At 35.6% G+C, this 24,261-nt stretch carries 23 protein-coding genes; 2 read left to right on the top strand and 21 right to left on the bottom strand.

What is annotated here, in order from left to right; all coding sequences use genetic code 11:
* Nucleotides 1-83: 83 nt before the first annotated feature.
* The 11 genes from BLQ66_RS01710 to BLQ66_RS01660 form a co-directional block, all read right to left on the bottom strand.
* Nucleotides 84-1,277 carry an SLC13 family permease gene (locus BLQ66_RS01710; protein ID WP_074520637.1) on the bottom strand — a complete coding sequence of 398 codons (1,194 nt, stop codon included), beginning with the start codon at nt 1,275-1,277 and terminating at the stop codon, nt 84-86.
* Nucleotides 1,278-1,421: 144 nt separating this feature from the next.
* The gene (locus BLQ66_RS01705) at nt 1,422-1,967 is read right to left on the bottom strand and encodes a prolyl-tRNA synthetase associated domain-containing protein (protein ID WP_074520636.1); all 546 of its coding nucleotides are present in this window, start codon (nt 1,965-1,967) and stop codon (nt 1,422-1,424) included.
* A 117-nt stretch (nt 1,968-2,084) separates the two neighbouring features.
* Nucleotides 2,085-2,528 carry a GNAT family N-acetyltransferase gene (locus BLQ66_RS01700; RefSeq protein ID WP_074520635.1) on the bottom strand — a complete coding sequence of 148 codons (444 nt, stop codon included), beginning with the start codon at nt 2,526-2,528 and terminating at the stop codon, nt 2,085-2,087.
* A gap of 164 nt (nt 2,529-2,692) precedes the next feature.
* Entirely contained in the window at nt 2,693-4,342 is a 1,650-nt protein-coding gene (locus BLQ66_RS01695; RefSeq protein WP_074520634.1) for an FAD-dependent oxidoreductase, read from the bottom strand.
* Between the two features lie 286 nt (nt 4,343-4,628).
* On the bottom strand, nt 4,629-5,198 hold the full coding sequence (locus BLQ66_RS01690) for an HD domain-containing protein (RefSeq protein WP_074520633.1): 570 nt from the start codon (nt 5,196-5,198) through the stop codon (nt 4,629-4,631).
* Between the two features lie 24 nt (nt 5,199-5,222).
* Complete coding sequence (locus tag BLQ66_RS01685) at nt 5,223-6,074, bottom strand: hypothetical protein (protein WP_074520632.1); 852 nt, start codon at nt 6,072-6,074, stop codon at nt 5,223-5,225.
* A 2-nt stretch (nt 6,075-6,076) separates the two neighbouring features.
* On the bottom strand, nt 6,077-6,790 hold the full coding sequence (locus BLQ66_RS01680) for a DUF4097 family beta strand repeat-containing protein (protein ID WP_074520631.1): 714 nt from the start codon (nt 6,788-6,790) through the stop codon (nt 6,077-6,079).
* A gap of 3 nt (nt 6,791-6,793) precedes the next feature.
* Entirely contained in the window at nt 6,794-7,759 is a 966-nt protein-coding gene (locus BLQ66_RS01675; RefSeq protein WP_074520630.1) for a permease prefix domain 1-containing protein, read from the bottom strand.
* A gap of 108 nt (nt 7,760-7,867) precedes the next feature.
* A complete protein-coding gene (locus BLQ66_RS01670) occupies nt 7,868-8,209 on the bottom strand; it encodes a PadR family transcriptional regulator (protein ID WP_074520629.1) in 342 nt (113 codons plus the stop codon).
* Nucleotides 8,210-8,700: 491 nt separating this feature from the next.
* Nucleotides 8,701-10,182: an alanine/glycine:cation symporter family protein gene (locus tag BLQ66_RS01665; RefSeq protein WP_083330222.1), complete on the bottom strand. Its 1,482-nt coding sequence runs from the start codon at nt 10,180-10,182 to the stop codon at nt 8,701-8,703.
* Between the two features lie 127 nt (nt 10,183-10,309).
* A complete protein-coding gene (locus BLQ66_RS01660; protein WP_074520628.1) occupies nt 10,310-10,771 on the bottom strand; it encodes an RpiB/LacA/LacB family sugar-phosphate isomerase in 462 nt (153 codons plus the stop codon).
* Between the two features lie 265 nt (nt 10,772-11,036).
* On the opposite strand from BLQ66_RS01660, the gene BLQ66_RS01655 reads away from it, so the two are divergent.
* A complete protein-coding gene (locus BLQ66_RS01655; protein ID WP_074520627.1) occupies nt 11,037-11,861 on the top strand; it encodes an exodeoxyribonuclease III in 825 nt (274 codons plus the stop codon).
* Nucleotides 11,862-11,924: 63 nt separating this feature from the next.
* Here the strand turns inward: BLQ66_RS01655 and BLQ66_RS01650 are convergent, their stop codons facing one another.
* On the bottom strand, nt 11,925-12,509 hold the full coding sequence (locus tag BLQ66_RS01650; RefSeq protein WP_074520626.1) for a hypothetical protein: 585 nt from the start codon (nt 12,507-12,509) through the stop codon (nt 11,925-11,927).
* A 195-nt stretch (nt 12,510-12,704) separates the two neighbouring features.
* Here BLQ66_RS01650 and BLQ66_RS01645 point away from each other — a divergent pair, with 195 nt between their 5' ends.
* Nucleotides 12,705-13,679: a glycosyltransferase family 2 protein gene (locus BLQ66_RS01645; RefSeq protein WP_074520625.1), complete on the top strand. Its 975-nt coding sequence runs from the start codon at nt 12,705-12,707 to the stop codon at nt 13,677-13,679.
* Between the two features lie 93 nt (nt 13,680-13,772).
* Here the strand turns inward: BLQ66_RS01645 and BLQ66_RS01640 are convergent, their stop codons facing one another.
* The 9 genes from BLQ66_RS01640 to BLQ66_RS01600 all read right to left on the bottom strand — a co-directional run bounded on the left by BLQ66_RS01640 (nt 13,773) and on the right by BLQ66_RS01600 (nt 24,247).
* A complete protein-coding gene (locus BLQ66_RS01640; protein ID WP_074520624.1) occupies nt 13,773-15,017 on the bottom strand; it encodes a dicarboxylate/amino acid:cation symporter in 1,245 nt (414 codons plus the stop codon).
* 262 nt (nt 15,018-15,279) lie between these two features.
* A complete protein-coding gene (locus BLQ66_RS01635; RefSeq protein ID WP_074520623.1) occupies nt 15,280-17,094 on the bottom strand; it encodes a DUF438 domain-containing protein in 1,815 nt (604 codons plus the stop codon).
* Nucleotides 17,095-17,234: 140 nt separating this feature from the next.
* Entirely contained in the window at nt 17,235-18,197 is a 963-nt protein-coding gene (locus tag BLQ66_RS01630; protein ID WP_207645126.1) for a polysaccharide deacetylase family protein, read from the bottom strand.
* A 27-nt stretch (nt 18,198-18,224) separates the two neighbouring features.
* On the bottom strand, nt 18,225-19,583 hold the full coding sequence (locus BLQ66_RS01625) for an HD-GYP domain-containing protein (protein WP_074520622.1): 1,359 nt from the start codon (nt 19,581-19,583) through the stop codon (nt 18,225-18,227).
* A gap of 180 nt (nt 19,584-19,763) precedes the next feature.
* Nucleotides 19,764-20,525: a formate/nitrite transporter family protein gene (locus BLQ66_RS01620; protein WP_074520621.1), complete on the bottom strand. Its 762-nt coding sequence runs from the start codon at nt 20,523-20,525 to the stop codon at nt 19,764-19,766.
* A gap of 27 nt (nt 20,526-20,552) precedes the next feature.
* On the bottom strand, nt 20,553-21,545 hold the full coding sequence (gene asrC, locus BLQ66_RS01615; protein WP_074520620.1) for a sulfite reductase subunit C: 993 nt from the start codon (nt 21,543-21,545) through the stop codon (nt 20,553-20,555).
* 10 nt (nt 21,546-21,555) lie between these two features.
* Nucleotides 21,556-22,347, bottom strand: coding sequence for an anaerobic sulfite reductase subunit AsrB (asrB, locus tag BLQ66_RS01610; RefSeq protein WP_074520619.1), 792 nt, complete (start codon nt 22,345-22,347; stop codon nt 21,556-21,558).
* 1 nt (nt 22,348) lies between these two features.
* Nucleotides 22,349-23,341 (bottom strand): anaerobic sulfite reductase subunit AsrA, encoded by a 993-nt coding sequence (asrA, locus tag BLQ66_RS01605; RefSeq protein ID WP_074520618.1) that lies wholly within the window; start codon nt 23,339-23,341, stop codon nt 22,349-22,351.
* A gap of 234 nt (nt 23,342-23,575) precedes the next feature.
* On the bottom strand, nt 23,576-24,247 hold the full coding sequence (locus tag BLQ66_RS01600) for a Crp/Fnr family transcriptional regulator (RefSeq protein WP_074520617.1): 672 nt from the start codon (nt 24,245-24,247) through the stop codon (nt 23,576-23,578).
* Between the last annotated feature and the right edge of the window lie 14 nt (nt 24,248-24,261).

Below are 24,261 nucleotides of genomic sequence, written 5' to 3'. Positions count from 1 at the left end.
GAAAGGCAGTCCCAAATCAATTCGGGCCTGCCTTTCTTTCTAACTTTCTTTCTATTTTCTTTTTTAATACGCATCTTAAATTATTATCTTAAGACTAACCAGGTTGCAATTAAAACTACTAGGAAAAGTAGGTTGTAAACTGTGAAGGTTTTTATGTATTTTCCAGTGTTTTCCTTATATTCCTTGGTGTAGGCCTTATAGGAAATGAGGCTTGCCATGGAAGCAATTAAAGTTCCAAGCCCACCAACATTTACACCAATAATTAATTCCTTATAGTTTGCTGTAAAGCCAGACAACATCAGGGTTGCAGGCACATTACTTATAAACTGGCTTGTGATTAGGGAGATGATGAACTCGCTATTTGCCATTACATTTTCTAAGAAGTCCTTTATAAAGGGAATTCTGCCCATGTTACCAGTGAAAATGAAAAATCCTATGAAGGTTAAAAGTAAGATATAATCTGCCTTGGCAATTAACTTTCTATCAAGCACTAAACCCGCTACTAGCACGATTCCCACAAAGATGTAGTAGGGAATTAATCGGCCTACGGTAAGCAATGCGATAATAAAAAGAAGACTAAAGGCTAGAACTTCTCCTATTTTTAGAGCATTTGCTGTCTTGATTTCTTCTTTTTTTGCAGTCTCTTCTAAATTAGAATTTTTATCCACAGACTTTTCTAAATCAGGATTTTTATCCACAGACTTTTCTAACTTATACAGACTATAATGTCTCTTATTTACAAAAAATATAGCAATAACTAAAAGGATAAAAGACATAACGCTATAGGGCAGCATAATTTTACAAAAATCTATTAAACTAAGGCCTGTAAGCCCGTACATATAGAGATTCTGCGGGTTGCCAATAGGTGTTAACATGCTACCTAGATTGGCTGCTATGGTTTGGAGAACGATTATGGGTATCATTACATTTTCCAAATTCGCCCTTCTTAAAATCATGATTGCAATAGGTACGAAAGTAATTAGGGCCACATCATTAGTTATAAACATGCTTAAGAAAAAGCAGATAAATACTAGGATTGCCATTAACTGCCAAGCTTTACTAAACTTGCTAATTAGCTTATTTGCTAGCATGTCAAAGAGATTGTTTTTCTTAAAGCCTTGAATTATTATCATCAATCCCCACAAAATTCCTAGGGATCTAAAATCTATATAATCTATGTATTTTCCATCTGGACGCACAAGAAGCGCAGACACTATTGCTAGTATCCACGCTACTGTCATCACGATGTCCAATTTTTTCAATTTATCAAAAATCATCGTTTAACATTCCTCTATTTCTAGGAGATGTTTTATGCAGCTTTTTTCTTCTTAATAACTAAAAAAGCTGTTACACATGCAGCTGCGATTGCAGCGATTACCACCTGAATCTTCATAAAATCACCTCCATCTCTTTATATTATTCTAATCCTCACCTAACAGATGCACGATTCTTGCCTCATGCCCTACTGCTGGTAAATATTTTTCAAATACATCGGCAGTTTTAAGCTTCAAGCTGGAAGTATTAATGCAAGGATGACAACCGATATATTCATCCTTTAACACATCTTCATCAACTAGGAGCTGCACTGCATTTTCCTTATCATTCATAAGTCCCATGATGCTAACGGAGCCTGGTGTGATGTCTAAATATTTAAGCATATCTTCTTCATCAGCAAAGGATAATCTTGCTGAGTTTATCTGTTTTGAAAGTTCCTTGGTCTTAAACTTCTTATCTCCAGGCATCATGAGTAAGTAAAAATTCGTCTTCTGACGATTGCATAAAAATAAATTCTTACAAATGACAACTTCTAAAACCTTATCTATTTCATTGCAAAGTTCCATTGTATCTGTTGGCTCATGGTCTGTTCTTTCATAGCCAATTTCTAATTTATCTAGTAAATCATAGACTCTTATTTCTTTATCTAATCGATTCGATATACATTCGGGTCTACCTTTGTACAATTCCATTTTAACACTTCCACCTTTCTTTTAATAGCATTTCTATCGTAAAGATTTTATAAATATTTTATAGAAAATTTTATTTTTATTTATCAATTTCCTAACAAATTACAAACAAACTTGTGTTTATTCTACCAAGGCATACTCCATCTTCACATGCATTATGCCCTCTTCTAAGAATTCCTCAGATACCACCTTAAAGCCAAACTTCTCGTAAAACTTTATGGCATGGGTCTGGGCATCAAGCTTTAATTTATTAGTATGAAAATGTGTCTTTATTCGCTCAAGTCCTTCTTTTAGGAGCTTTCCTCCATCGCCTCTAGCATGAGTTGTTGTAAGAACTCGACCGATCTTAATAAAGTTATCCTCTACCTTAAAGGCTCTAAGATAAGCAATTACCTTATCTCCTTCCTTCATAAATACATGAAGTGCATCATAATCGATATCATCCATATCTTGATATACGATATTTTGCTCCACTACAAAGACTTCTGCTCTTGCCTTTAGTATTTCATAAACTTCTTTTGATGTTAATTCATCAAAAGTTTTTGCTTCTATATTTGTTTTCATATATTTCTTAATTTCCTTTTTATCTTTCATATTAGGCTAAGTATAGCATGATTATAGTGAATGTGGGAATTTTGTTTATATGTGGCTGCTATGCCCACACACTAAAAAGCCAGCCTAGCTTATCTCTAAGCTAGGCTGGCCACCATACTAACCCCGGTTATCTCCTATCTAATTGCAAGATAGAATCTTGTTCCTGCTGGGTAAACTTCTACCTTTTCAAAGCCATGCTGTGCAAGTAATCTTGCTGTGTTATAGCCTCTTACACCAATAGCGCAGAACACAATATATCTCTTTGACTTATCAAGTTCATTAATTCGACTTCTAAGTACACTAAGTGGGATATGTACTGCATCTTCAAACTTAAACATTTCAAGTTCTGGATTTTCTCTAATGTCAAGGATTACAGCATCCTTATCTTTTTCAAGGACGTCCCAATCACTAATCTTTACAAAGCCATTAAGAACATCCTCTGCTACATAACCTGCCATATTTACAGGATCCTTAGCTGATGAGAATGGTGGTGCATAAGATAATTCAAGACTAGTTAAGTCATCAATGCTTGCGCCAAGTCTAATAGCCACTGCAAGAGTATCTATTCTTTTATCAACACCTTCACTACCAACTACCTGTGCACCAAAAATCTTGCTGCCATCCATTGAGAAGAGAAGCTTTATAAAGATTGGCTTTGGATCTGGGTAATATCCTGCATGTGAATTCTGAGTAATAATAATACTTCTGTAATCCTTATCCTTTACAAGGCCACGCTTCTTTAAGGTCTTTTCATTAACACCTGTTGAAGCTGCTGCCATGTTAAAGATTTTAGCAATTGAAGAACCTTGTGTTCCCTTATAAACTGACTTAATACCTGCAATATTATCAGCTACGATTCTAGCCTGCTTATTAGCTGGTCCTGCAAGAGGTACCATAGTCTTCTCACCAAATACAAATTCCTTAACCTCGATAACATCGCCGGCTGCATAAATACTTGGGTCTGAAGTCTGAAGATTGTCATTTACTACAACTCCACCTCTATCATTAACCTCTAGGCCAGCCTCAATGGCTAACTTACTATTTGCTCTTGTACCAATGGCAAGGATTACGATTTCTGACTTAATCTCCTTACCTGATGCAAGCTTTGTTGTAATATCTGCTCCATTATCAACAAATTCTGAAACACCATCATTTAATACAAGTTCGACTCCATTAGCTCTGATTTCCTTATTAAGTAAAAGTGCCATCTCATAATCTAGTGGTGCCATTACTTGATCCTGTGCCTCAACGATTGTTACCTCAAGACCGATTTCTCTTAAGTTTTCTGCCATCTCAAGACCAATGAAACCACCACCTACAACTACTGCACGCTTTGTAGTGTCTGCATTAACTAATTCCTTAATCTTATCTGTATCTGGAACTGTCCAAATTGTCTTAATCTTATCTGAATCTATACCAGGAATTCTAGGTCTTACTGGGCTTGAACCTGTGGCAAGCACAAGATTGTCATAAGACTCTTCGTATTCCTTTCCTGATACCTCTCTTACAAGAAGCTTCTTTTCTTCTTTATTTATGGAAATTACTTCGCTGTTATTTCTAACATCTACCTTAAATCTACTCTTCATAACTGGGAGCTTTGTAACAAGCAAGCTCTCTCTATCCTTAATTACGTCGCCCACGTGATATGGTAAACCACAGTTAGCATAAGAAATGTATTCACCACGCTCTAAGATGACGATTTCCTCATCTTCTCTTAATCTTCTAAGTCTTGCCGCTGTACCAGCACCGGCAGCGACGCCACCAATAATTACTGTTTTGCTCATGTAAAACCTCCTATAATAAAATCAATATTAATATCTCTATAAAAAGAATTTCTCCTTATATATTCAATTGTAGACTTTGACATTTTTTTATCAAGTACGCAAAAATTAATTATCTAGTCAGTTTTTTCTTACCTTTGCGGTCAATTCTCAACACCCGGCAGCTCCCTGTAAAGCCCCAAGACGCATTTCACGGACAAATGTCTTATTTTTACTAAAGGCCAAAAAATAGGACTTAAGCCACATTACTTAAGTCCTTTAAATCCGTCTAATATTATATTGTAATTTACTAGTTTTCCTTAGCTGCCGCTATCTTATCTAGGCTATCCTTAAGCACCTCTGCTCTTAGTTCCTTTAGCCATTCTGAAAATGCAACAGCATCGTGAGCGTAAGTCTTTTGGAGCTCGTATTCATTTTCCGCCCAAGTACTAATAGGCGCTTCGTTGTGCTGAATCAAAGCCTCAAGCTTATCAAGTGCCTTATAAAGCTTGGCTTCCTTAGTTTCTAGGGCATCCATCTCTGCGTAAAGAGCGCTAAAACTTTTTTTAGTTTCCTCAGGGAGACTATTTACCCAATCGGATAATAGCTTATCTTCCACTTCTCTGTCCTTGTCGGTTTTATTAAAAACCGGAATGTCCCCTGTAAAGCACTCTCCTAAGTCATGGATAATGCACATGCAAATTACCTTGTCTATATCAAGCTCAGGAAACTCCTCTCTTAAAAGCATTGCCATAAGAGAGATTCTCCAACTGTGCTCCGCAACGCTTTCCACTCTACCCTTAGATGTGGTGCAATGTCTAGTTGTATCCTTTAGTCTTTCTGCCACATGTAAAATATCTAAGTATTCCCTTGCTTTCATCTTTATTCCTCTTTTCTAAAATTTTTAATTATCTTTCGTTTTTTCAGCCTTTAGCTGCCTTTTATACTCTGTCTTATATTCTTTCTCGTAACGCTTTATCTCTTTTTTAGTAAACTTCTCACCTAATTTAACAATCTTAGCTTCCCTTTTCAACTGCTTCTTCTCTTGCTTTAAACATCGCTTTTCTTCATCAATTCTTAGCTTTTCCTCGTATCTGGAAAGAAGCTTAACCAGATTCTCCTCATTGCTATATTTTCTGCCAACATAAATCATGCGAACTGCCATTATTCCAACTGTGACAAAGATTGCAGAACCTGAAAAGATTGTCATATATTTTCTTAGCTGAATATCCTCTTCCCCAAATCTTCCTAACATAGCAATTTCAAGTGATAACATTGAGATTAGAGCTGCAGTAAAACTCGCCACTCTCGCTGCCCCGTAAAGAGGTCTTGAAATAGTGTGAATCTGCACTAGATTTTTTATAACAAAACCCATGGAAACAAAGGCATAAAGCGCCATTCCATAAATAAGTGGGCCTGGATATATAACCACTGCTTTAAACTCTACCGCCATGTCTAGGATATAGATTAAGAAAATGTCTAGACCAACCAAAATATAGCCACAAACCGTATATCTTTTGTATTCGTTATTCATGTCAACATTTTCATCATGTCTTCTTTCATATCTAATTATGTAGGTTCTAAAGCTCGCCAAAATCAGATAATAGCCGCCCATAAAGGAGAGCCATAGAGAGCCGTAAAGCATTCCTGCTGCCACCTTAATAAAGCCGTATATTAAATTTATAAGAGCCCCAGCATAAAGAAATACTCTCTGTCTTAATTTGAAATCTGATAAAAATGTTGACAAATACTGCATTTTTAGTTATCTCCGTTAATTTTTACATTACCTAGTTTTGAACTAGCCTTTAAATCACCAACATTGCCACTAATTTTTATATTTCCTACTTGGCTAGTACAGCTACCTGTTTCTATATCACAATCTGTTATCTTTATGTTTCCTGTATTTACAGATATTGTGCAATCATCTGCTGAACCATCTGTGATTTTCACATTTCCAACTGAAGAATCAATATTAAGCTTCTCTGTAGTAATTCCATTAAGCTTAGTATTTCCCACATCACTCTTAATATCAATTTCTTCAGAATTAATATCTTCTATATTTAAATTTCCCGCTGCTAAATCTACATCTATTTTATCAAGATTTGTGTTATATGGCAAAGTAATTGTTATTACTCCTGATTCACTAGCTAAAAAAGAGATTCCTACCACTTTTGTTGAAGAATTTTCTTTAACATTTAGCTTTCCATCCTCAAGTTCAACTTTTACATCACTTCCTCTTGAAACGCTATATTTAACATTAAATTCATCTCCATAAACAATCTTTGTTGTTGCAGTATCTGTATCAAGCTCAATGCTATTAACTTCTTCCCCTGTAAAATCCTGACTTAAATTCTTGCCTAGTGCCCCACCAATGCTGTATCTGATTACATGTATATAAAGACCAATTAAAATCGCTACAAGAGTTATTGTATATAACACTAATTTGTATTTCTTCTTTGTTTTATTTGACATAAATTAATCCTCCTCCTCAATGAAATTAAGTCTTAAAATCTTATTAATAAGAAATGCTATTGGGAAAATAATCCATGTCACTTCCCATCTAAAAGTTAAGAAGCTAATAATCAAATAAATGCAAATTACTGTTGTCTTATAAGACTCTAAAATAACTTCAGCCTTCTTACTTGTATAAGTTACACTAGAAGCTCTTGCATGTTCCCCACTCATTGTCTTCTCATCATTAAGATTTAAGACTGTGGAATAACTAGCATTAATAATAGATGCATAAACAATTAAGAATACTCCAATTCCTACAATTAGAAATAAAAGGGCTGGAGAAATAATGTCATCATCTATAACAATTGCAGGAACCACTGATAAAATAAAGCACATAACTCCAACTGAAGTGCAAATAGTATTAGTTAATTCGAAATTTCTTTTTCTTTCTTTTACATAATCTGTTGTAAGCATATCAATCTTACAAGGTTCATCCTTTATATAAGACCACTTTGAGGACTTCATTGCAGAAATTATAAATAGCGCAACAGCTACGGCTACAAATACAAACATAAAGGCCACGTTAGCATTTGAACGAACGCCAAAATCTACATTTGAAAGTATAGGTGGAATTATACTTGTAATGCATAAAAATACGCCTAATGCCACAAATAAAGCTGACTTAGCTCTTGTACTTAAATATCCCTTTACTTCTTCCTTAGTAAGGAATCTTGCCTTTGAATTCTCTTCTCTTTCCTTAGTTTCCTCTACTTCCTTCTCAAGGCCAAGCTCGCTTGCAAGCTCATCTAAATTTCCAAATTCAGAAATTACAGTTCCAACAGCCTCATTATCTGTCTTACCTTCTGCCTTAAGCTCGTTATATTTATCTTCCATCATTTCTAAAAGCTCTGCTTTCGCCTTCTTAACCTCATTAGTGTTTGGTAGATTTCCAAACATAGCATCAAGATAGCTTTTTATTGTTTCCATATTGTCTCCCTTCCATGGCTTAATTAAGTCTCACCCTGAATCCACTTAATTAAACGCATTGCTAATTTTAATATAGTTTTATTAAGGAATTATTAATAATTTAGTATTTTAATAATTTTTTGTAAATTTATTCACCACTTCTTTAATTAAATCCCATTCAAGACATTTCTCCTTATAGTATTCAAGGCCTGCTTCTGTAATTCTATAATAGGTTCTCTTCTTAGCAGTTCCTTCAGAATCTTTATTAGCCACAAAGGATTCAATATAGCCATTCTTCTCTAATCGATTAAATGCTGAATATAGGGTTGTTTCTTTTATTGTATATTTCTCCTCTGAGATTTCCTTAATCTGCTTTGAAATCTCGTAACCGTAAGATGGCTCCTTTAAGAGGATATACAAAATCATAGTGTCGTTGTAACCGCGGATCACGTCACTACTTATCTCAACCATTAGATCACCTCCTAGTTTTGAAAATGTATCTTTAATTTGAACACAGTGTAAGCAATCCCCCGCTTCAAAAGCGTAAGCTTTAAGCGGGGGTATAAAGCTTACTAGTGTCAGAAGGGGTTAAAGCCCCTTCTGACATGTGGCACAAAGTGCCACTGCGTTCATGAGGGAGTAGCGAAGCGGATTCCGAATGTCCGCTATACATTATATCTCCTACGACTATCGTACTACGGCTGTCGTAGTACGTCTATCAAAGTAAATATACTACGACCGTCGTAGTATGTCAATATTAGTTTCCAAATTTAATTAACTTTTCTAAAAACTCTTAAATTTCCAGGCAATAAAAAACTCCTAAAGCCAGATAAATACTGACTCTAGGAGTTGAAAGTTATTCTTATTTAATTTTTCTAAAATTTGTTTCCTTTAGCTTCTTAGTCTAAAGTTTCCTTCTTAACTTTAGGCCGTGACACATTTTCACAAAAAATAATTAGTTCTTATGACACTGCACTTTCGTCATCAAGCTTATTGTTAATGCTTGTAACCTTATTAGCTAAATTAGCAACTTTCTCAGCCTTCTTCTTATCGAAGTACTTCTTAGTTTCAGCAGAAACCACACCTGAAAGAGCAATAAGGGCAATAAGGTTTGGAATTGCCATAAGACCGTTAACGATATCTGCAATTGTCCAAACTGCGCTAACTGTCATGTAAGGCCCGATGAATACGCAAGCGATGTAAATCCATCTATAAACATTTACAACCTTAGTATTCTCGTTAGTTAAGTACTCAAGGCAACGCTCTGAATAGTAGTCCCAACCAAGAATAGTTGTGAAGGCGAAGAATACTAGGCAAAGCATAAGCACGAAGGATGAAACCACTGCTGGGAATGGGAGTCCGTTCTGGAAAGCAAATGTAGTAACTGCCGCACCTTCTAAGCCTTCCACCTGCCAAGCGCCTGTAATAATAATTGCAAGACCTGTCATTGTACAAATCATAAGTGTATCAATTACTGTACCAAGCATAGATACAAGGCCCTGCTCAACTGGCTCGTCAACCTGAGCGGCTGCTGCTGCGATTGGAGCTGAACCAATACCTGCTTCGTTTGAGAAGATACCTCTTGCGATACCTTTCTGCATAGCCATAACCATGGCACCAAGTGCACCACCGGCTGCAGCTCTAAGACCAAAAGCACCCTGGAAAATCTGAAGGAAAGCATCTGGAATCTTAGTAAAGTTAAGTAAAAGGATAAGTACACCAAATGCGATGTATAAAATAGCCATAAATGGCACAACTACCTGTGCTACTGAAGAAATTCTCTTTAAACCACCAATAAGAACTAAGGCTACACAGACAGTAAGGATAACGCCTGAAACTACTGTAGCTACTGAATAATCCATACCAAGGATTGAAACTGTATTAACAGTGTTTGGATCAAAGAAGTTCTTAACTGCTGATGTAATACCATTGATCTGTGTAAATGTACCAATACCGAAAAGACCTACCATTACGCCAAATACTGCGAAAATCTTTGCAAGCCATTTCCACTTAGGGCCCATGCCCTTCTCAATATAGTAAAATGGTCCACCAATAATATGACCATCTTTTGCTTCGCTTCTATACTTAACAGCAAGCATACATTCTGCATACTTTGTGCCTGTTCCTACTAATGCTGCAAGCCACATCCAGAATAGGGCTCCTGGACCACCTGCACAAATTGCTGTTGCAACACCTACAATATTACCGGTTCCAATTGTTGCTGAAAGTGCTGTACATAGCGCTGCAAAGCTTGATACTTCACCTTGTTTACCAGACTTATCATTCTTAAACATGAGTCTAAAGCCCATGCCGATTTTAGAAAATTGCATTCCGTGAAGTCTGATTGTTAGTAGCAAGCCTGTAAATAAGATTAAAACTATGAGGGGCATACCCCAAACATAGCCATCTAGAGTTACAAGAAAGTCATTAATTGAGTGTAACATAAAATAATCTCCTAAATAAATTGTTTTGATAGCTTTACCTTGTTGTCGTTCACACATTTTCTAAAATTTAGGATGGTAAGCCTTCTCCTAATTAAACCGGGATATAAAAATGTGCCTAAGCTTTGGTTTACTTAACTGGGACGCAATGCTTATCGTTGATTTCACAGACCTTTCTTACTCTGTTACGGTATTTCTCTTCCATTAAAGGATCTGTGTTTAGCCAAGTTTTAACAACTTCCATGGCCATAAGTCCTCCAATGATCTTAGCGCCTAAACAAAGAATGTTAGAATCTGTGTGCTGTCTTGCAAGTGTTGCACATAGGAGATCTTGGCAAACCGCTGCATAACAACCATTAATCTTATTGGCGATTAAGGCACTTCCATATCCTACGCCATCGCAAAAAATTCCTCTTTCACATTCACCTTTGGCTACTGCAAGACTTGCAGGGTAAACGAAATCTGAAAGGTCGCAGGATTTTTCGTCGTAGGTTCCAAAGTCTTCTACTTCGTATCCATTTTCCAATAAATACTTTTTGATTTCTTCTTTCATTGCTGTACCAGCATGATCATTAGCCATTGCTATCTTCATAAAAACCTCCTAAAAAATAAAATTTTTCCCACATTATAAATTTTGCTTTTGCGAAAATGTATTTCTAGTAAAGACATTTGTCCGCGTACCTAGTATAGCATAAATTTTAGGATTTACCCATATAAATTTATATAACTTTTAAGAAATTCGCTATTTTACTGGATTTAGAGCTATTTTTTTATTTTAGTACAATCTAAATGTCCGCTTTATTTAGCTAAAAGCCTATGTTAGAATAAAATTAGCTTATTTAAAAAGGAGAAAATTTATGAAGTTTATTTCATGGAATATTGATTCTTTAAATGCTGCTCTTACAAGTGATAGCAACAGAGCTCTCCTTACAAGAGAAGTTTTAAAGACTATTGCAGACAAAGACGCCGACCTTATAGCAATTCAGGAAACAAAGCTTCCAGCCACAGGCATGAATACTAAGCAGGAAACTGCACTTAAGGCTTTCTTCCCAGATTATAACTATGAATTTGTAAGTTCTTGCCCACCAGCTAGAAAGGGCTATGCAGGAACTATGGTTTTGTATAAAAAAGACATGCAGGTTAAGGCTAGTTTCCCAAAGATTGGAGCTCCTGACACTATGGATGATGAGGGTAGAATGATTACTCTAGAGCTTGAGGACTATTTCTTCAACCTTGTTTATACCCCTAATGCCGGAGATGGACTTAAGCGTCTAGCTCTTCGTCAGGAATGGGACAAATGTTACGCTAACTATCTTGCCAAGCTTGATCAGACAAAGCCTGTTATTGCCTGTGGTGACTACAATGTAGCCCACACTGAAATCGACCTTGCCAATCCTGCTAGCAATCATATGTCAGCAGGCTTTACAGATGAGGAAAGAGAAGGCTTTACTAATCTATTAGCAAAGGGCTTTACAGATAGCTTCCGCTATACTCATCCAGAGGAAAAGGGCTGCTATTCATGGTGGTCACAAAGAATTAAGACAAGTAAGATTAACAACTCAGGCTGGAGAATTGACTACTTCCTTATTAGCGACAGATTAAAGGATAGCCTAGTTTCTTCAGAGATGGTGGATTCTGGTGAACGTCAGGATCACGCACCGATTTATTTAGAGTTAAAGTAGAATTGGATTATTGTAAAAATAAGACATCCTATCACAGCGATAGGATGTCCTTTTATTACAATTTTATTTTTGATTATAAGAATTGTTATAGTTGTTATTATTGTAATTTTGATTGTTAAATTGAGTATTAAGCTGCTGTGGTTGCTGATTTTGCTGTGGTGTCTGCCATTGCTGCCACTGTCTACTTTCTTCCTCTCTCATAGCCTTATCTTTAGCTTCTTTTCTTGCAAACACCTTTCTTTGTTTCTTCTTAAGTCCTATAACTAGAAGTAAAAAGAGAATGGATGTGACTAAATAAATCACTTTACTTGTGGTTAATTCAGATTTTGAGGTATACCACTGAGGATCTGAACTATTATACTGAGTATTGTTAGTATAAATTGTAATCACATCTCCTACTTCTGCATTCCAATCATTAATTTTATATATATTACCTGCACTGTCATAAGCAAGCATATAGTGACCTCTTACTCTTTCTCTATGTCCATATTGTATTTTTTTCTTGCACTTCTCTGATATAGTTACAGTTGCAGTATGTATCTCATTATCAATAACCAAGTCATAAAAACTGCTACAGAAAGAGAATATAAAAAAGACTATTAAAATTGCAATTCCTATATTGGTTAAGTGTTTCATCAGTTTCGTCATAATATGCCACCCCTTTAACTTTTTTCAGTACTATTTTACACAAAGTTTCTCAAAAATCAAACTATGTCCTTTTTTTACAATTATTATAAGCTAGCTTATGCTAGACTTTTTCTTGTTTTAAGGACTTTTAGGCCTATTTTGCCATAATCTTAAAACAATCACTTAAACAAGAGACACAATATGTGGGAGGAAAAAATGATTAGTATACTTATTCCTATTTATAACAGTGAAAAATATCTCGAGGAACTTTTTGAAAGTATCAAAGCCCAGACTTTTACTGACTTTGAGGTCATTATGATAGATGATGGTTCCATTGATAGCACAGCTAATATTTGTAAAAAATGGACATCAACCGATTCTAGATTTAAATATTTCTACAAAGAAAATTCTGGATATTCTAAGACAAGGAATTACGCATTAGATAAAGCAACTGGCGACTATGTCTTCTTTATTGACAGCGATGATTTTATGTCCCCTCAAACTCTTGAATTCCTATACGAGACCCTAACTAAGAATAATTTAGACTTAGTGGCTTGTTATGAAAATGATTTTAAAGACGGCAGTAAGCCTGAAATAATCAGCTATGACGCTCCGACAATTAAACATTTTCTAAATAATAAGGACTATCTTACAACCTTAACTTATGAGGATCTTGTTATTGCTAGAATCTGGAACAAGCTCTATAAGCGCAGTATCTTAAAGGACATTGTCTTTAGGGAATGCGTCATGGAGGATAGAATCTTTAACATTGAGCTTTCCAAGCGAATCACTAAGGGGGCCATTCTTGATAATAAGCTTATTTACCACAGATTCCATGAAAATAGCGTCATGACCACAGTAAGTAAGGACATTTACGAGGGCATGTATCTTGCCTGCAAGGAGCACATTGTCTATGCTAAGAGGCTTATTAGTGATGAGAGGGAGTTTAAGGGCATAAATGAGGCTCTTATAAGCCTTCTTAATAGATTTGCTGCAGGCGCTCATGCTGAGGGCTTCCTTGAGGAAGAGAGAAAGCTTCGTAGTCTTTTAATGAGTTTTTATAAGGAAAATGGACTTAATAAGTTAACTTTAAAGCTATTCCTACAAATTTATCTTTATCCAATTTGGCGTGATAGAAGCCTTAGAAAGAATCACATATGGATTGGTGGAAGAAATATGAATAAGCACTAGAACTGATAAAATAAAGATCATCATAACGCAAAGAAAGACCTCTACAATAGAGGTCTTTCTTTGTTTTGGTTATTAATTTGATATAAAGTATAATTAGTTAGAAGCTAATTCTTTGGCTAGCTTTCTTTCCTTTTTACGTCTTTCAAGGGCTGAAACAATTACTGCACATGATGCATCACCTGTGATATTAACTGTTGTACGTCCCATATCGAAAATTCTATCCACACCAGCTACTAAGGCAATACCTTCAACTGGAAGGCCTACAGCCTGTAATACCATAGCAAGCATTACCATTCCGGCACCTGGAACACCAGCTGTACCGATTGAAGCAAGAGTTGCTGTAAGTACGATTGTAAGCATCTGTGGTAGAGTTAAATTCACACCATAACAAGCAGCGATAAAGATTGAACAAACACCCTGGTAAATCGCTGTACCATCCATGTTAATTGTTGCTCCTAGTGGAAGGATGAAAGATGAAACATCCTTGTCTGCACCAAGCTTTTCTGTACATTCCATGTTGATTGGAAGTGTACCAACTGAAGAAGCTGATGAGAAGGAGAACATGATAGCTGGTAACATCTCCTTAAAGAACTTAAGTGGTGAAATCTTAGCAAATGTTGACACTGTAGCCGAGTAAACAACTATCATATGGATTAAGTATGCAAGGTAAGCTACAAGTAATACCTTAGCAAGGGAACCAAGTACTGCTGGACCATTCTCAGCAACTACTGGACAAAGTAAGCAAAATACACCGATTGGTGAAAGGTTAATAATCATCTCCATAGCCTTTAAGAAGATGTCATTAATAGTATCTACTAAACTAAAATCTCTCTGCTTCTCACTGTTGTCGTTAATAAGTAATAATGCGAAACCAATAATTAATGAAGCTACGATAATCTGAAGCATGTTAGCCTCAACGAAAGGCTGAACAAAGTTAGATGGGAAAATACCTACTAAAGTATCCATGAAACTTACGCTTGAAGAAGCTTCATAAGTTAAATCTGTAGTCTCTACTACTGTGAAAATTCCCTTAAAGAGATTAGCAAATACAAGGCCTATTGTAATAGCTAAGGCTGTTGTACACATGTAGTAAAGCACTGTCTTAATACCGATTGAACCAACCTTCTTAATATCCTTCATTGAGAGCACGCCGCTCATGATTGAGAAGAATACTAATGGACCAACTACCCACTTAACTAAGTTAAGGAAAATTGTACCAAAAGGCTTAATATAAGTTGTTGCAATTTCTGGTTTTGCTGTAAATGCAATACCAGCTATAATTCCTAAAACCAAGGCAATAAAAATCTTGGCTGATAATGATAACTTTTTCTTTTTCATTTATACGATCCTCTTTCAAATGTGTTTTTCGTTCATTATCTTAACAAAAAAGGCGTCTTTAGGCAATATTTTTAATGCAATTCAAAAAATACTTTATAAAATTAACCATATGCTTGAAATTTGCCTTTTTATCTAAAGTGAATTTTTTCATTATCAGCCATTTTAGGGCATTGGCTTTATATAATTAATCTTTAATGTACACAACGGTAAAGCGGACATTCTAAATCCGCTTCGCTACTTCCTCATGAACGCAGTGGATTGCTTACATGCGTTCAAAATGCTTCTTTGCAAATCCCATTGGCTGCACACATTCAAGTGTTCCAACGTAGTTTTTATCCTTATCGCGAACTGCCATATACTTAATAAGTACAGGTTCTTCGTCTCTGCTTGTCCAAACATCTACACAGTCTCTTCTGCCTTCTTTAAAGTCCTCAAGAATCATTCTTACCATTGGATCAATTTTAGGTGGGTGGCATGAGAATACTTCTCTTCCTAGAGCTGAAAGTGGTCTCTTAAATAACTTTACGTCGTCTCCATCATTAAAATATCTATTTACATTTTCCGCATCAACAAAGGTAAGTTCCATAGGAATTGTGTTAAGCATAGCGTCTAGCTGCTCAATAGTTAAGCGGCCTGATGGGAGATTAGCGCTACCTGCTTCTTGCTTATAATCCTTAATATTGCCCTTAGGAGTTGCCTTTTCCCAAAGAGGACGACTTCCTATAAGGCAAGGCTTGTAATCTGCGAAATCTCTAGCTATATCGCACCAGTCTTCCTCTGTAAAATTCTTAGCGCATAGTGGGAAGAGGATATTTTCTTCTTTGTAAATCATCTCCTCAGCCCTTGTAACTACTGCATCTAATCTCTGGTTCCAAAGCTCATTAGTTAAAAAGCCCTCATCTTCTAAGGCGCTATTATAAAGGGATTTCATCTCGTCACGAATCTCGTCATCCACGCCCCACATTACATTGGCAGGGCCAGAAAAACCATACTTCACATTAAGGATTGGATATAATAAATCCCCTTTTTCTGCATAGTGAATTGAAGCTTCTCTAGCCTTCTTTAAGGCAGGCATTACATTTTCCTTAGTATCCATAGCATCTCTTAATTCCTTTAGTGCTTTTGATATTGCCTCGTTTTCTAGAGCAAAGGTATTAAGTGGGTGATTTTCAATCTTTCTTAATTCCATGTAAATACTATCGGCGCCATCCTGACGTTTAACAGGTGCTGCTTTAAACTTAGATCCAATACCCATACCAAAGGATTCGCTCATAGCTTCCTTAACATCTACCTTTCCAAGAGAACCAAAGGATACTGTAGCTCCATTTGGTGCAACTAGAGTCTGGGCGGTTTTTAGCTCTGCCCCTGCTTCTCTTTGGCGCTTAAGGGATTCTTCTACTGCTTTTTCAGCATTGGCGATTTTCTCTTCTCTTGTGGCACCATGGAATAGGGCTGAGTGCACATCACAGAGCTTTTGTACATCTGAAACCTTTGTGCCCCCTGCAATTAAGGCCTGCTCAGCCTTAGCAATTTCTGCTGCATCAACGTCTGTAAAATTTTCCACGAAGTCCTTTCTTACAGATTCAATGTCCTCACCCTTTGAAAGACGCTCAACATAAGACTTAATCTTAAGAGTTCTCTCATCAAGCTCTAGCTCTTTTACTTCATTGCCATTGGCATCTTTTCTTTTTGGAAGCTGGGCAGCTAACATCTTCTTGGCAGTCTCAGAATCCACCTTCTTTGTAGGCTTCACCTCTGTATCTGAATCAACACCTACATCAAATAATCCTTCTGCTGCCATCCTCTCTAACATCTTTTTATCTAACTTTCTTTGTACGAAAGCTGGCATCTTTCCTTCAAGTTCGAAGCCATTATTCTTTAGGGCAAGAATCACATCAATCATGTCGATTTTTTTCAAAATTGCTCCCTTAGGAATTGTCATTAACTGGCCCATTGTATTTAAAATCTTAGGCTTCGTTACCTCTGTAAAACCTAATTCATACATTATATCTATAAGTTCTGGATATTCATTACAAAGTTCATACACACTCTTCTTTAAATTGATTTTCTTACTCATAATTTTCCTTTCCTTAAAAACTTAGTCGAAAACTAAAAATCGACTGAAACTAAACTGCTAATAACTACACTATAAACTCTATAGAAAAAATAAGATGTGGCTAAAACCACATCTTATAACTTTCTTAATGATAAGATTTATCAGAAGTTCTTATAATTCTCACTTTTGGGTGGAAAATCATTACAGTCAAATCTAGGTAATAAAAGCTTATTATCTTTATTTAAATCAGCCACTCTAACCTCTGTTGTTAGACCCAGCTTAGCCCCTTTCTTTACTACAAAATCAAGAACATCCTGATTGTAGCTTCCGTATGGATAATTCATTACCCAGTTGTCCCTATCTATAAACTCATCCATAATTTCAAGGGCTGCCTCTAAGTCTTTTTCCATATGTTCCTTTTCTAGATTTCCAAGCCAATAGTGATCATAGCCATGAAGACCTATAAACATGCCGTTATTTTTAAGGACTCTAACTTGATTTTCTGTCATATATAATTCATAGGCTAGCTGCTCTTCTGTGACTCCAAGATAGTCGCTAAAAAGCTCACTAGATATGATGTTTCTTAAGTCTTCTGGAAGGACGGTTTGAAGTAATTTTTTTACAAAAACTACATCCTTTTTGTCATATTTTCCATCTACTGCATAGGTTTGCCAAAGCTCTTCATTAGTGGGGTAGTCATATTCCCTACCTCTATAAAAATCCAGCTTCTTTTTTAGGTCTGGGACTATTCTTTTAATATCTGTACTTGCAAGTATATAGTGGATTTTATTCACGTCTAGAAGTTCGTGCTTTGCGAAGGTTTTGCCGGTTATATAAAAGCTAGCGGTTAGCTTTAATTCCTGAAGAAGAGGAAAGGCAAAGGTATAGTTATCAATATAGCCATCATCAAAGGTGAGAGCTAATGCATTTTCAGGTAAATCTAAGTTTTCATTAGCAGCTGCTAATAATTCTTCCATGCTAATGACATTATAATTTTTTTTGAAAAATTCCAACTGTTCTTTAAATAAAGGAAAGTCCATGCCTTTAATGTTAGGATATCTTGAATGGACTAAATCTCTAGTATAGTGATACATTACGATTCGAACTTTTCTATTATTTTCCATAATCGTCTCCTTAGCAAAATCCCTTAGCTACTGGGCCTTTTTTAAAGGCTTAAATACATTATTATCATTTAAAAACAAGTTGTCAGCTTCCTCCGTCATTATATCTAACATAACCTTGCCAAATACTGGATCAAACTGACTTCCAAGGCCATTTATAATTTCTTCTCTTACTCTAGCCTCTGGCAAAGGATCTCTATAGCTTCGCTTTGAAGTCATAGTATCATAGGCATCTGCCACTGCAATAATCCTTGACATTACTGGTATTTCCTCACCCTTTAGTCCCTCTGGATAACCGCTTCCGTCATACCATTCATGATGATATTTTGCTCCAAGACTAAGGTATGGAGAGGAGTTTATACTTGATAAAATCTGGCTTCCGATGGTTGTATGAAGCTTAACCACTTCATACTCTTCTTTAGTAAGCTTGCCAGCTTTATTAATAATGTCATCAGGAATACCAATTTTTCCTACGTCGTGAAGTAGAGCTGCGTAGTAAATCTTTCTACACTCCGTAAGTTCAAGGCCTGCCATCTTTGCAATCATCCAAGAATATCTTGCCACACGTCTTGAATGACCATGGGTGTACTCATCCTTGGCATCTATAGCACTTGCTAGCGCTGAAGCAGTCTCTTCGAACATGCTAGCTAAAAGTTCCTGTTCTTCCTTTAAAATTCGAATTTCATTTTCATTAGCCTTACTAATCTTATCGTTAAGATCAATTAGAGAGAAAATGTATAGTAACATAGCAATTCCCACGATTGAAATGTTTGTAAGGGATAGGCCATAAAAGAAAATTTGAGCAATTGTGGCAAGAAGTGGCACAATAGTAAAAAGTGTAAGTGGCCAAATCATGATTTTACTGATTTTTTTGCGTTCTCTTTGAACGACTACCTGCTGTAGGATAAGGGAAAGAAGTGGAAAAATGTAACAAAGCATAAATAATTCCCCTCTTTGATACCTGTTGCTTTCATCAAAGGTGTAATACATTCCCGTAAACTGTGAAATTAATATAAATGCTTCACCTGTTATTAATAAAGAATCAACCATTCTAAGAACTGTAGAGTTGATTTTATCATTTTCATTAACTCTTACAACGAATTCCTTTAATACCATATTAAAGGTATAAATAACAAATAAACTTAAGGCATACACTAGATAATTACTAACTCTTACCATAACGTAGCCTGTTGTTGATGTATTTCCTCTATAAATATAAGCTAGTCTATCTGATAAAAGTAGGCATAGTGAACTAAACTCCATTAAAAATAGAGCTACCCTTCTTCTTTTAGTAAGTGCTTTTGAAATAAAAGCTAAAATTGTCAGGGCTGTACAAATACCGCAAATATACAGCATTATGTCCAATTGATTATCTTTTAGTATCCCCATATTCCCTCCATTATAATAGTATTTATTGATAATAATATAACTATTGTATTTATTATATCATTAAAATTATAAAGTGACTAGCATTTGGACTTAACTTAAAATGAAATAAGCTATCCCACATAACATAGGATAGCTTACTCGTTTAAATTCTTTTTTTCAATTATAAAGTCTAATATTTTTCTATTTTTCTTTAGCTGCGATATAGTAAGGAATAGCAATAAATAGAATTCCTCCCACCATATTTCCAAAGGTTACCCATAAGAGATTATGAAAATATCCTGCTGTAGTAACTGCTACACCACATGGATTTAAAAGTGCTTCTGTAAGGAGAGTCATATTGGCAATACTATGCTCAAAACCTGTTGTAATAAAGGCAAATAAGCACCAGAATACCATGATTAATTTTGCTGAATCAGACTTTGCTCTAAAACCTGACCAAACAGCTAGACAAACTAACATATTACAAAGAATAGCTCTTGTAAAAAGTTCAGGTGCTGTTGCTGACATTTTGCCTAATGCACCGTTTGCCATAAAGTTTCCTACTGCCCCTTTAGCAAGTCCTGTACAGTTATAGATCAATGCAAGTAAAACTGCACCTGCCCAGTTACCTAGATAGCAGACAATCCATACCTTAATAGCATCAAATATTGATGTCTTCTTCTTTAAAACACCTGCTGTCATTACAAGGTTATTACCTGTAAAAAGTTCTGCACCACAGATTACAACAAGTGAAAGTGCGATACCAAAGGAAGCACCCATAACTGTCTTAGTTGCTGGAGCACCTCCTAGCTGACCGCCAATAGTAAAAATAAGTAAAATACCAAAACCGATATAAGCACCGGCAAGCATTGATAAGAGGAAGTATCCAATAGGATTCTTTTTAAGCAAGTTTGCTTTTGCTGCAGCCCCATTTGCAGCCATTTCAAATTCATCTTTAAACATAAATTAACTCCTTTAACATTTACCCTATTAATGTTTATTATCAAAATGAATGCCTTCCCAATACACGTTATTATTCATAATAGTCTCTGGCATTAATTCTACATCTTTAAGTGCGAATTCTTTGAATTTTTCAAAGCCTACGCGATCAATAATATAACCAATATGCTCTTTTCTAGCTGGAGCATTTGGTGAAATATACTCTTCAACGAAAGCATATGTATTCTTGATAATCTTAACAATATTTTCTTCATCCGCCCATACAAGGAAGTCCTTACCAAGTCTAGGATTCTTCTTACCTGTACGACCCATTATTGTAAGCTTATAATACTTCTTTTCAGATCTTGTCCACGCTCTTGTAGGACACTTAGTAACACAGACACCACAACCAATACATTTTTCAGTATCTCTTACAATCTTATAGTTTTCCATACGAAGTGCTGAAACGGATAAGGCTGTACAACCCTTAACACAAGCATTACAGCTAATACATCTATCAGGATCGTATTGTGGCATTGTCATACCAATAATACCGAAATCGTGCATACGAACCTTAGCACAGTCGTTAGCACATCCTGTACATGCAATTTTAAAGTGAAGATCATTTGGGAAAATCTCCTTATCAATTCTTCTTGCAAGCTTAGATGTATTATAATTAGCAAATGGACATACATTATTACCGATACATGCTGATACATTACGTGTACCAGATGCAGAATAACCGTTATTATTGTCCTTATCTTCTGGATTTTGATTAATTCCAACCTTCTCAATAATTGGCTGAAGTAATTCGTTAACCTTGTCCATATCTTCAAGGTGAATTCCTTCAATTTCAAAACCCTGACGTGTTGTTAAATGAACATATCCATTACCATATTCTCTAGCAATTTTTTGTACCATGCCAAGTACTTCGGCATCTAGATAGCCGCCAGGAACTCTAATTCTAGAAGCTCCTATACCACGCTCTTTACTAATACGCCAAGCATGTTTTTTGGCTTTTTTTGTATTTATATCAAGACTCATAGAAACCTCCTTAATCAAATAATTCCTTAGCTTCAGTGTAATTAAATACAGGTCCATCTAAGCAGACGTACTTGTCATCCATCTTACAGTGACCACATTTTCCTATACCGCAACACATCTTTCTTTCATAAGATGTCCAAATCTGCTCATCTTCAATACCAAGCTTTTTAATTTCCTGGATTGTAAACTTAATCATAATTGGAGGTCCAACACAGATAAATACTGCATTCTTAGGATTTTCAAACTTAAGGTCTGGAATATATTTAGTAACCATACCCACAGGTCCTTCATAGCCTTCAGGCGCTGCATCTACAGTCTTAATTACATTAATAGTCTTAGCCCACTCTTCAAAATCTGCCTTAAATAAAACATCTTCAGGGCTCTTAAAACCTGCAATAAGTGTTGTTGAAACCGCATCTTTAGGATTAGCTGCAAAATGCTGAATAACACCTCTCATTGGAGATACACCAGTACCACCACCAATGATTACGACTTCCTTTCCCTTAAAATTTTCAATATCAAATCCGTTACCATAAGGTCCGCGAATAAGTAAAGTATCGCCAACATAATTTTCAAAAACCTCATCTGTAACCTTACCAACTCTTCGAATTGTAAAATCTACCAAGCCATCCCCAATACCACTTACTGAAATTGGAGCTTCACCATACTTTGGAATAGAAATTTCAAAGAACTGTCCTGGCTTAACCTCACCATTAAATTCCATACGGAAGGTGTACTCTAAATTTGTGTGCTTAATTACTTCTTTTATCTTAGAAGGAAATGGAACATATTCATTTTTCATATTAACCTTCCTCCTTTGCTAATCTATTAAGAATTGCTGCATGTGAAATGTACTCAGGACAGACATCATCGCATCTACCACAACCTACACACATGGAATAGCCAAATCTTTTCTCAAAATCATAATGCTTATGCATCACTTTAAATCTCATTCTATCTGCCTGCTTCTTTCTAAATTCAAAGCCACCAGCAATTTCTGAATAGCCATCTATCTGACAAGAAGCCCAAACTCTTCTTCTTTCACCAACCTTAGGATTATCCTTATAGAAAATGTCCTGCATTGTAAAACATGTACAAGTTGGACAGACAAAATTACATCTTCCACAGCCAATACATCTGCTGCCATATTCTTCCCAAATAGGATTGTCCTTAGTTGCCTTAGATAAATTCTTAGGGATTGTAACCTTTTCCTTATTCTCTGTTACATAATCTGGAGTTACATCCTGTTTTGTCTCTCCTTCAAAAACAGTTACAAAGTCTTCATTCTTTGCATCCACAAAGGCCTTATCCCCATCAAGCTTTAAGTATAAATCGTAATTATCTGCCTTATTAGTTCCCATGCTTACACAGTAACCTGATTCGCAAGACTTACTACAACCCATTAAGCAAAACTTAGCTCTTGCTCTAACTCTCTGGTAATAAAAATCCCCAAACTTATTATCAAGATAAATCTGGTCTAATCTTTTAAGAGCATGCATATCGCAGGCCCTAAGGAAAATTAGTAAATCCTTAGTTGGTCCCTTAGGGACAGTTGTTTCATCTTCTGTAAAGTAGAAAAGAGTTTCGTTAATCGATAATAAAGCCTCTTTAAAAGAATAATCTGATTTCTTATTCCATTCGATTTCATCAAGACTTGTTACTTTATCGTATCGAACAACGTCTACTTCTGAAAATGTACCGTCTCCTTTTTTTACTACAGGAGCATAAATATCATGTGTTTCCTGTAATTTCTTAAATATGGATTCCATCTTGTCTTTAGCTAATTGATAACCCATAACACATCTCCTTTCCTTTACAAAAAGATTTTTTATTAGCAGATTGTCTTTTATTTAACAATCTCAACTACAAAGTTGTCCCAGTCCTTTTCCTGTAAAAAAATAAATATCAAAAAAACCGGTCATACCTGATAATAATTATCAAGTATAACCGGTATAAAATCTGTGATTTAAATCACGCTCATGTCATTTTTGTTAAAAAATAATCAAATCTCCTCATATTTTTTGGTTGATTTATACTATAGTTTTTAAAGTGTCCATATCTGTTACAATTAAAACACCTTTATCATGTTTTATAAGTTTTTCTTTTTTCATTTTAGAAATTATTCTGGACACAGTTTCTCTTTTAGCTCCTACCATACTAGCTAGTAAAGTAACTGTTACCTCAAATTTAATCTTTCTTCCACTATCTATATCTTTACCATAATCCCTTGCAAGTTTCCAAATCCTAGCAGCTAATCTTTTTTCAATTGGAAAAGTTCCATTAGAATTTCCTGTTTGTCTATACAGCCTACGTAATTTGTGAGCTAAGGAATTATACACAATCTTAAAGGCTTCGTAATCATTTTCAAAAAAATTATCTAGGTCCTTAACATAAATCTTTAAAAGTCTTAGATCACTTAAGGCTCTTGCAGCAATAGACGTCTTATTGTCCTGTAAACAAACCTCATTTACAATTTCGCCATCAGTGCATATAAAAATAACTCTTTCATCTCCGTATTTTGAATTTCTATACAAAGAGACATAACCCTCTAGAATTATGTACATATGCTCTATCTTCTCTCTTTCAATAAAGAGAACATCGCCTTTTTTTCGTGTTTCAATTTTCCCAAGCTTTAAAAATTTTTCTCTGCTTTCACTAGAAAGCTTATCTAATACATTACGTGATTTTACTTTCTTTTCCATACTCGCAAATATAT

Source organism: Lachnospira pectinoschiza (assembly GCF_900103815.1).
GTDB classification, from domain to species: domain Bacteria; phylum Bacillota; class Clostridia; order Lachnospirales; family Lachnospiraceae; genus Lachnospira; species Lachnospira pectinoschiza_B.
Note: the sequence above shows the minus strand (reverse complement) of the source record. Positions and strands in the feature narration are given on the sequence as shown.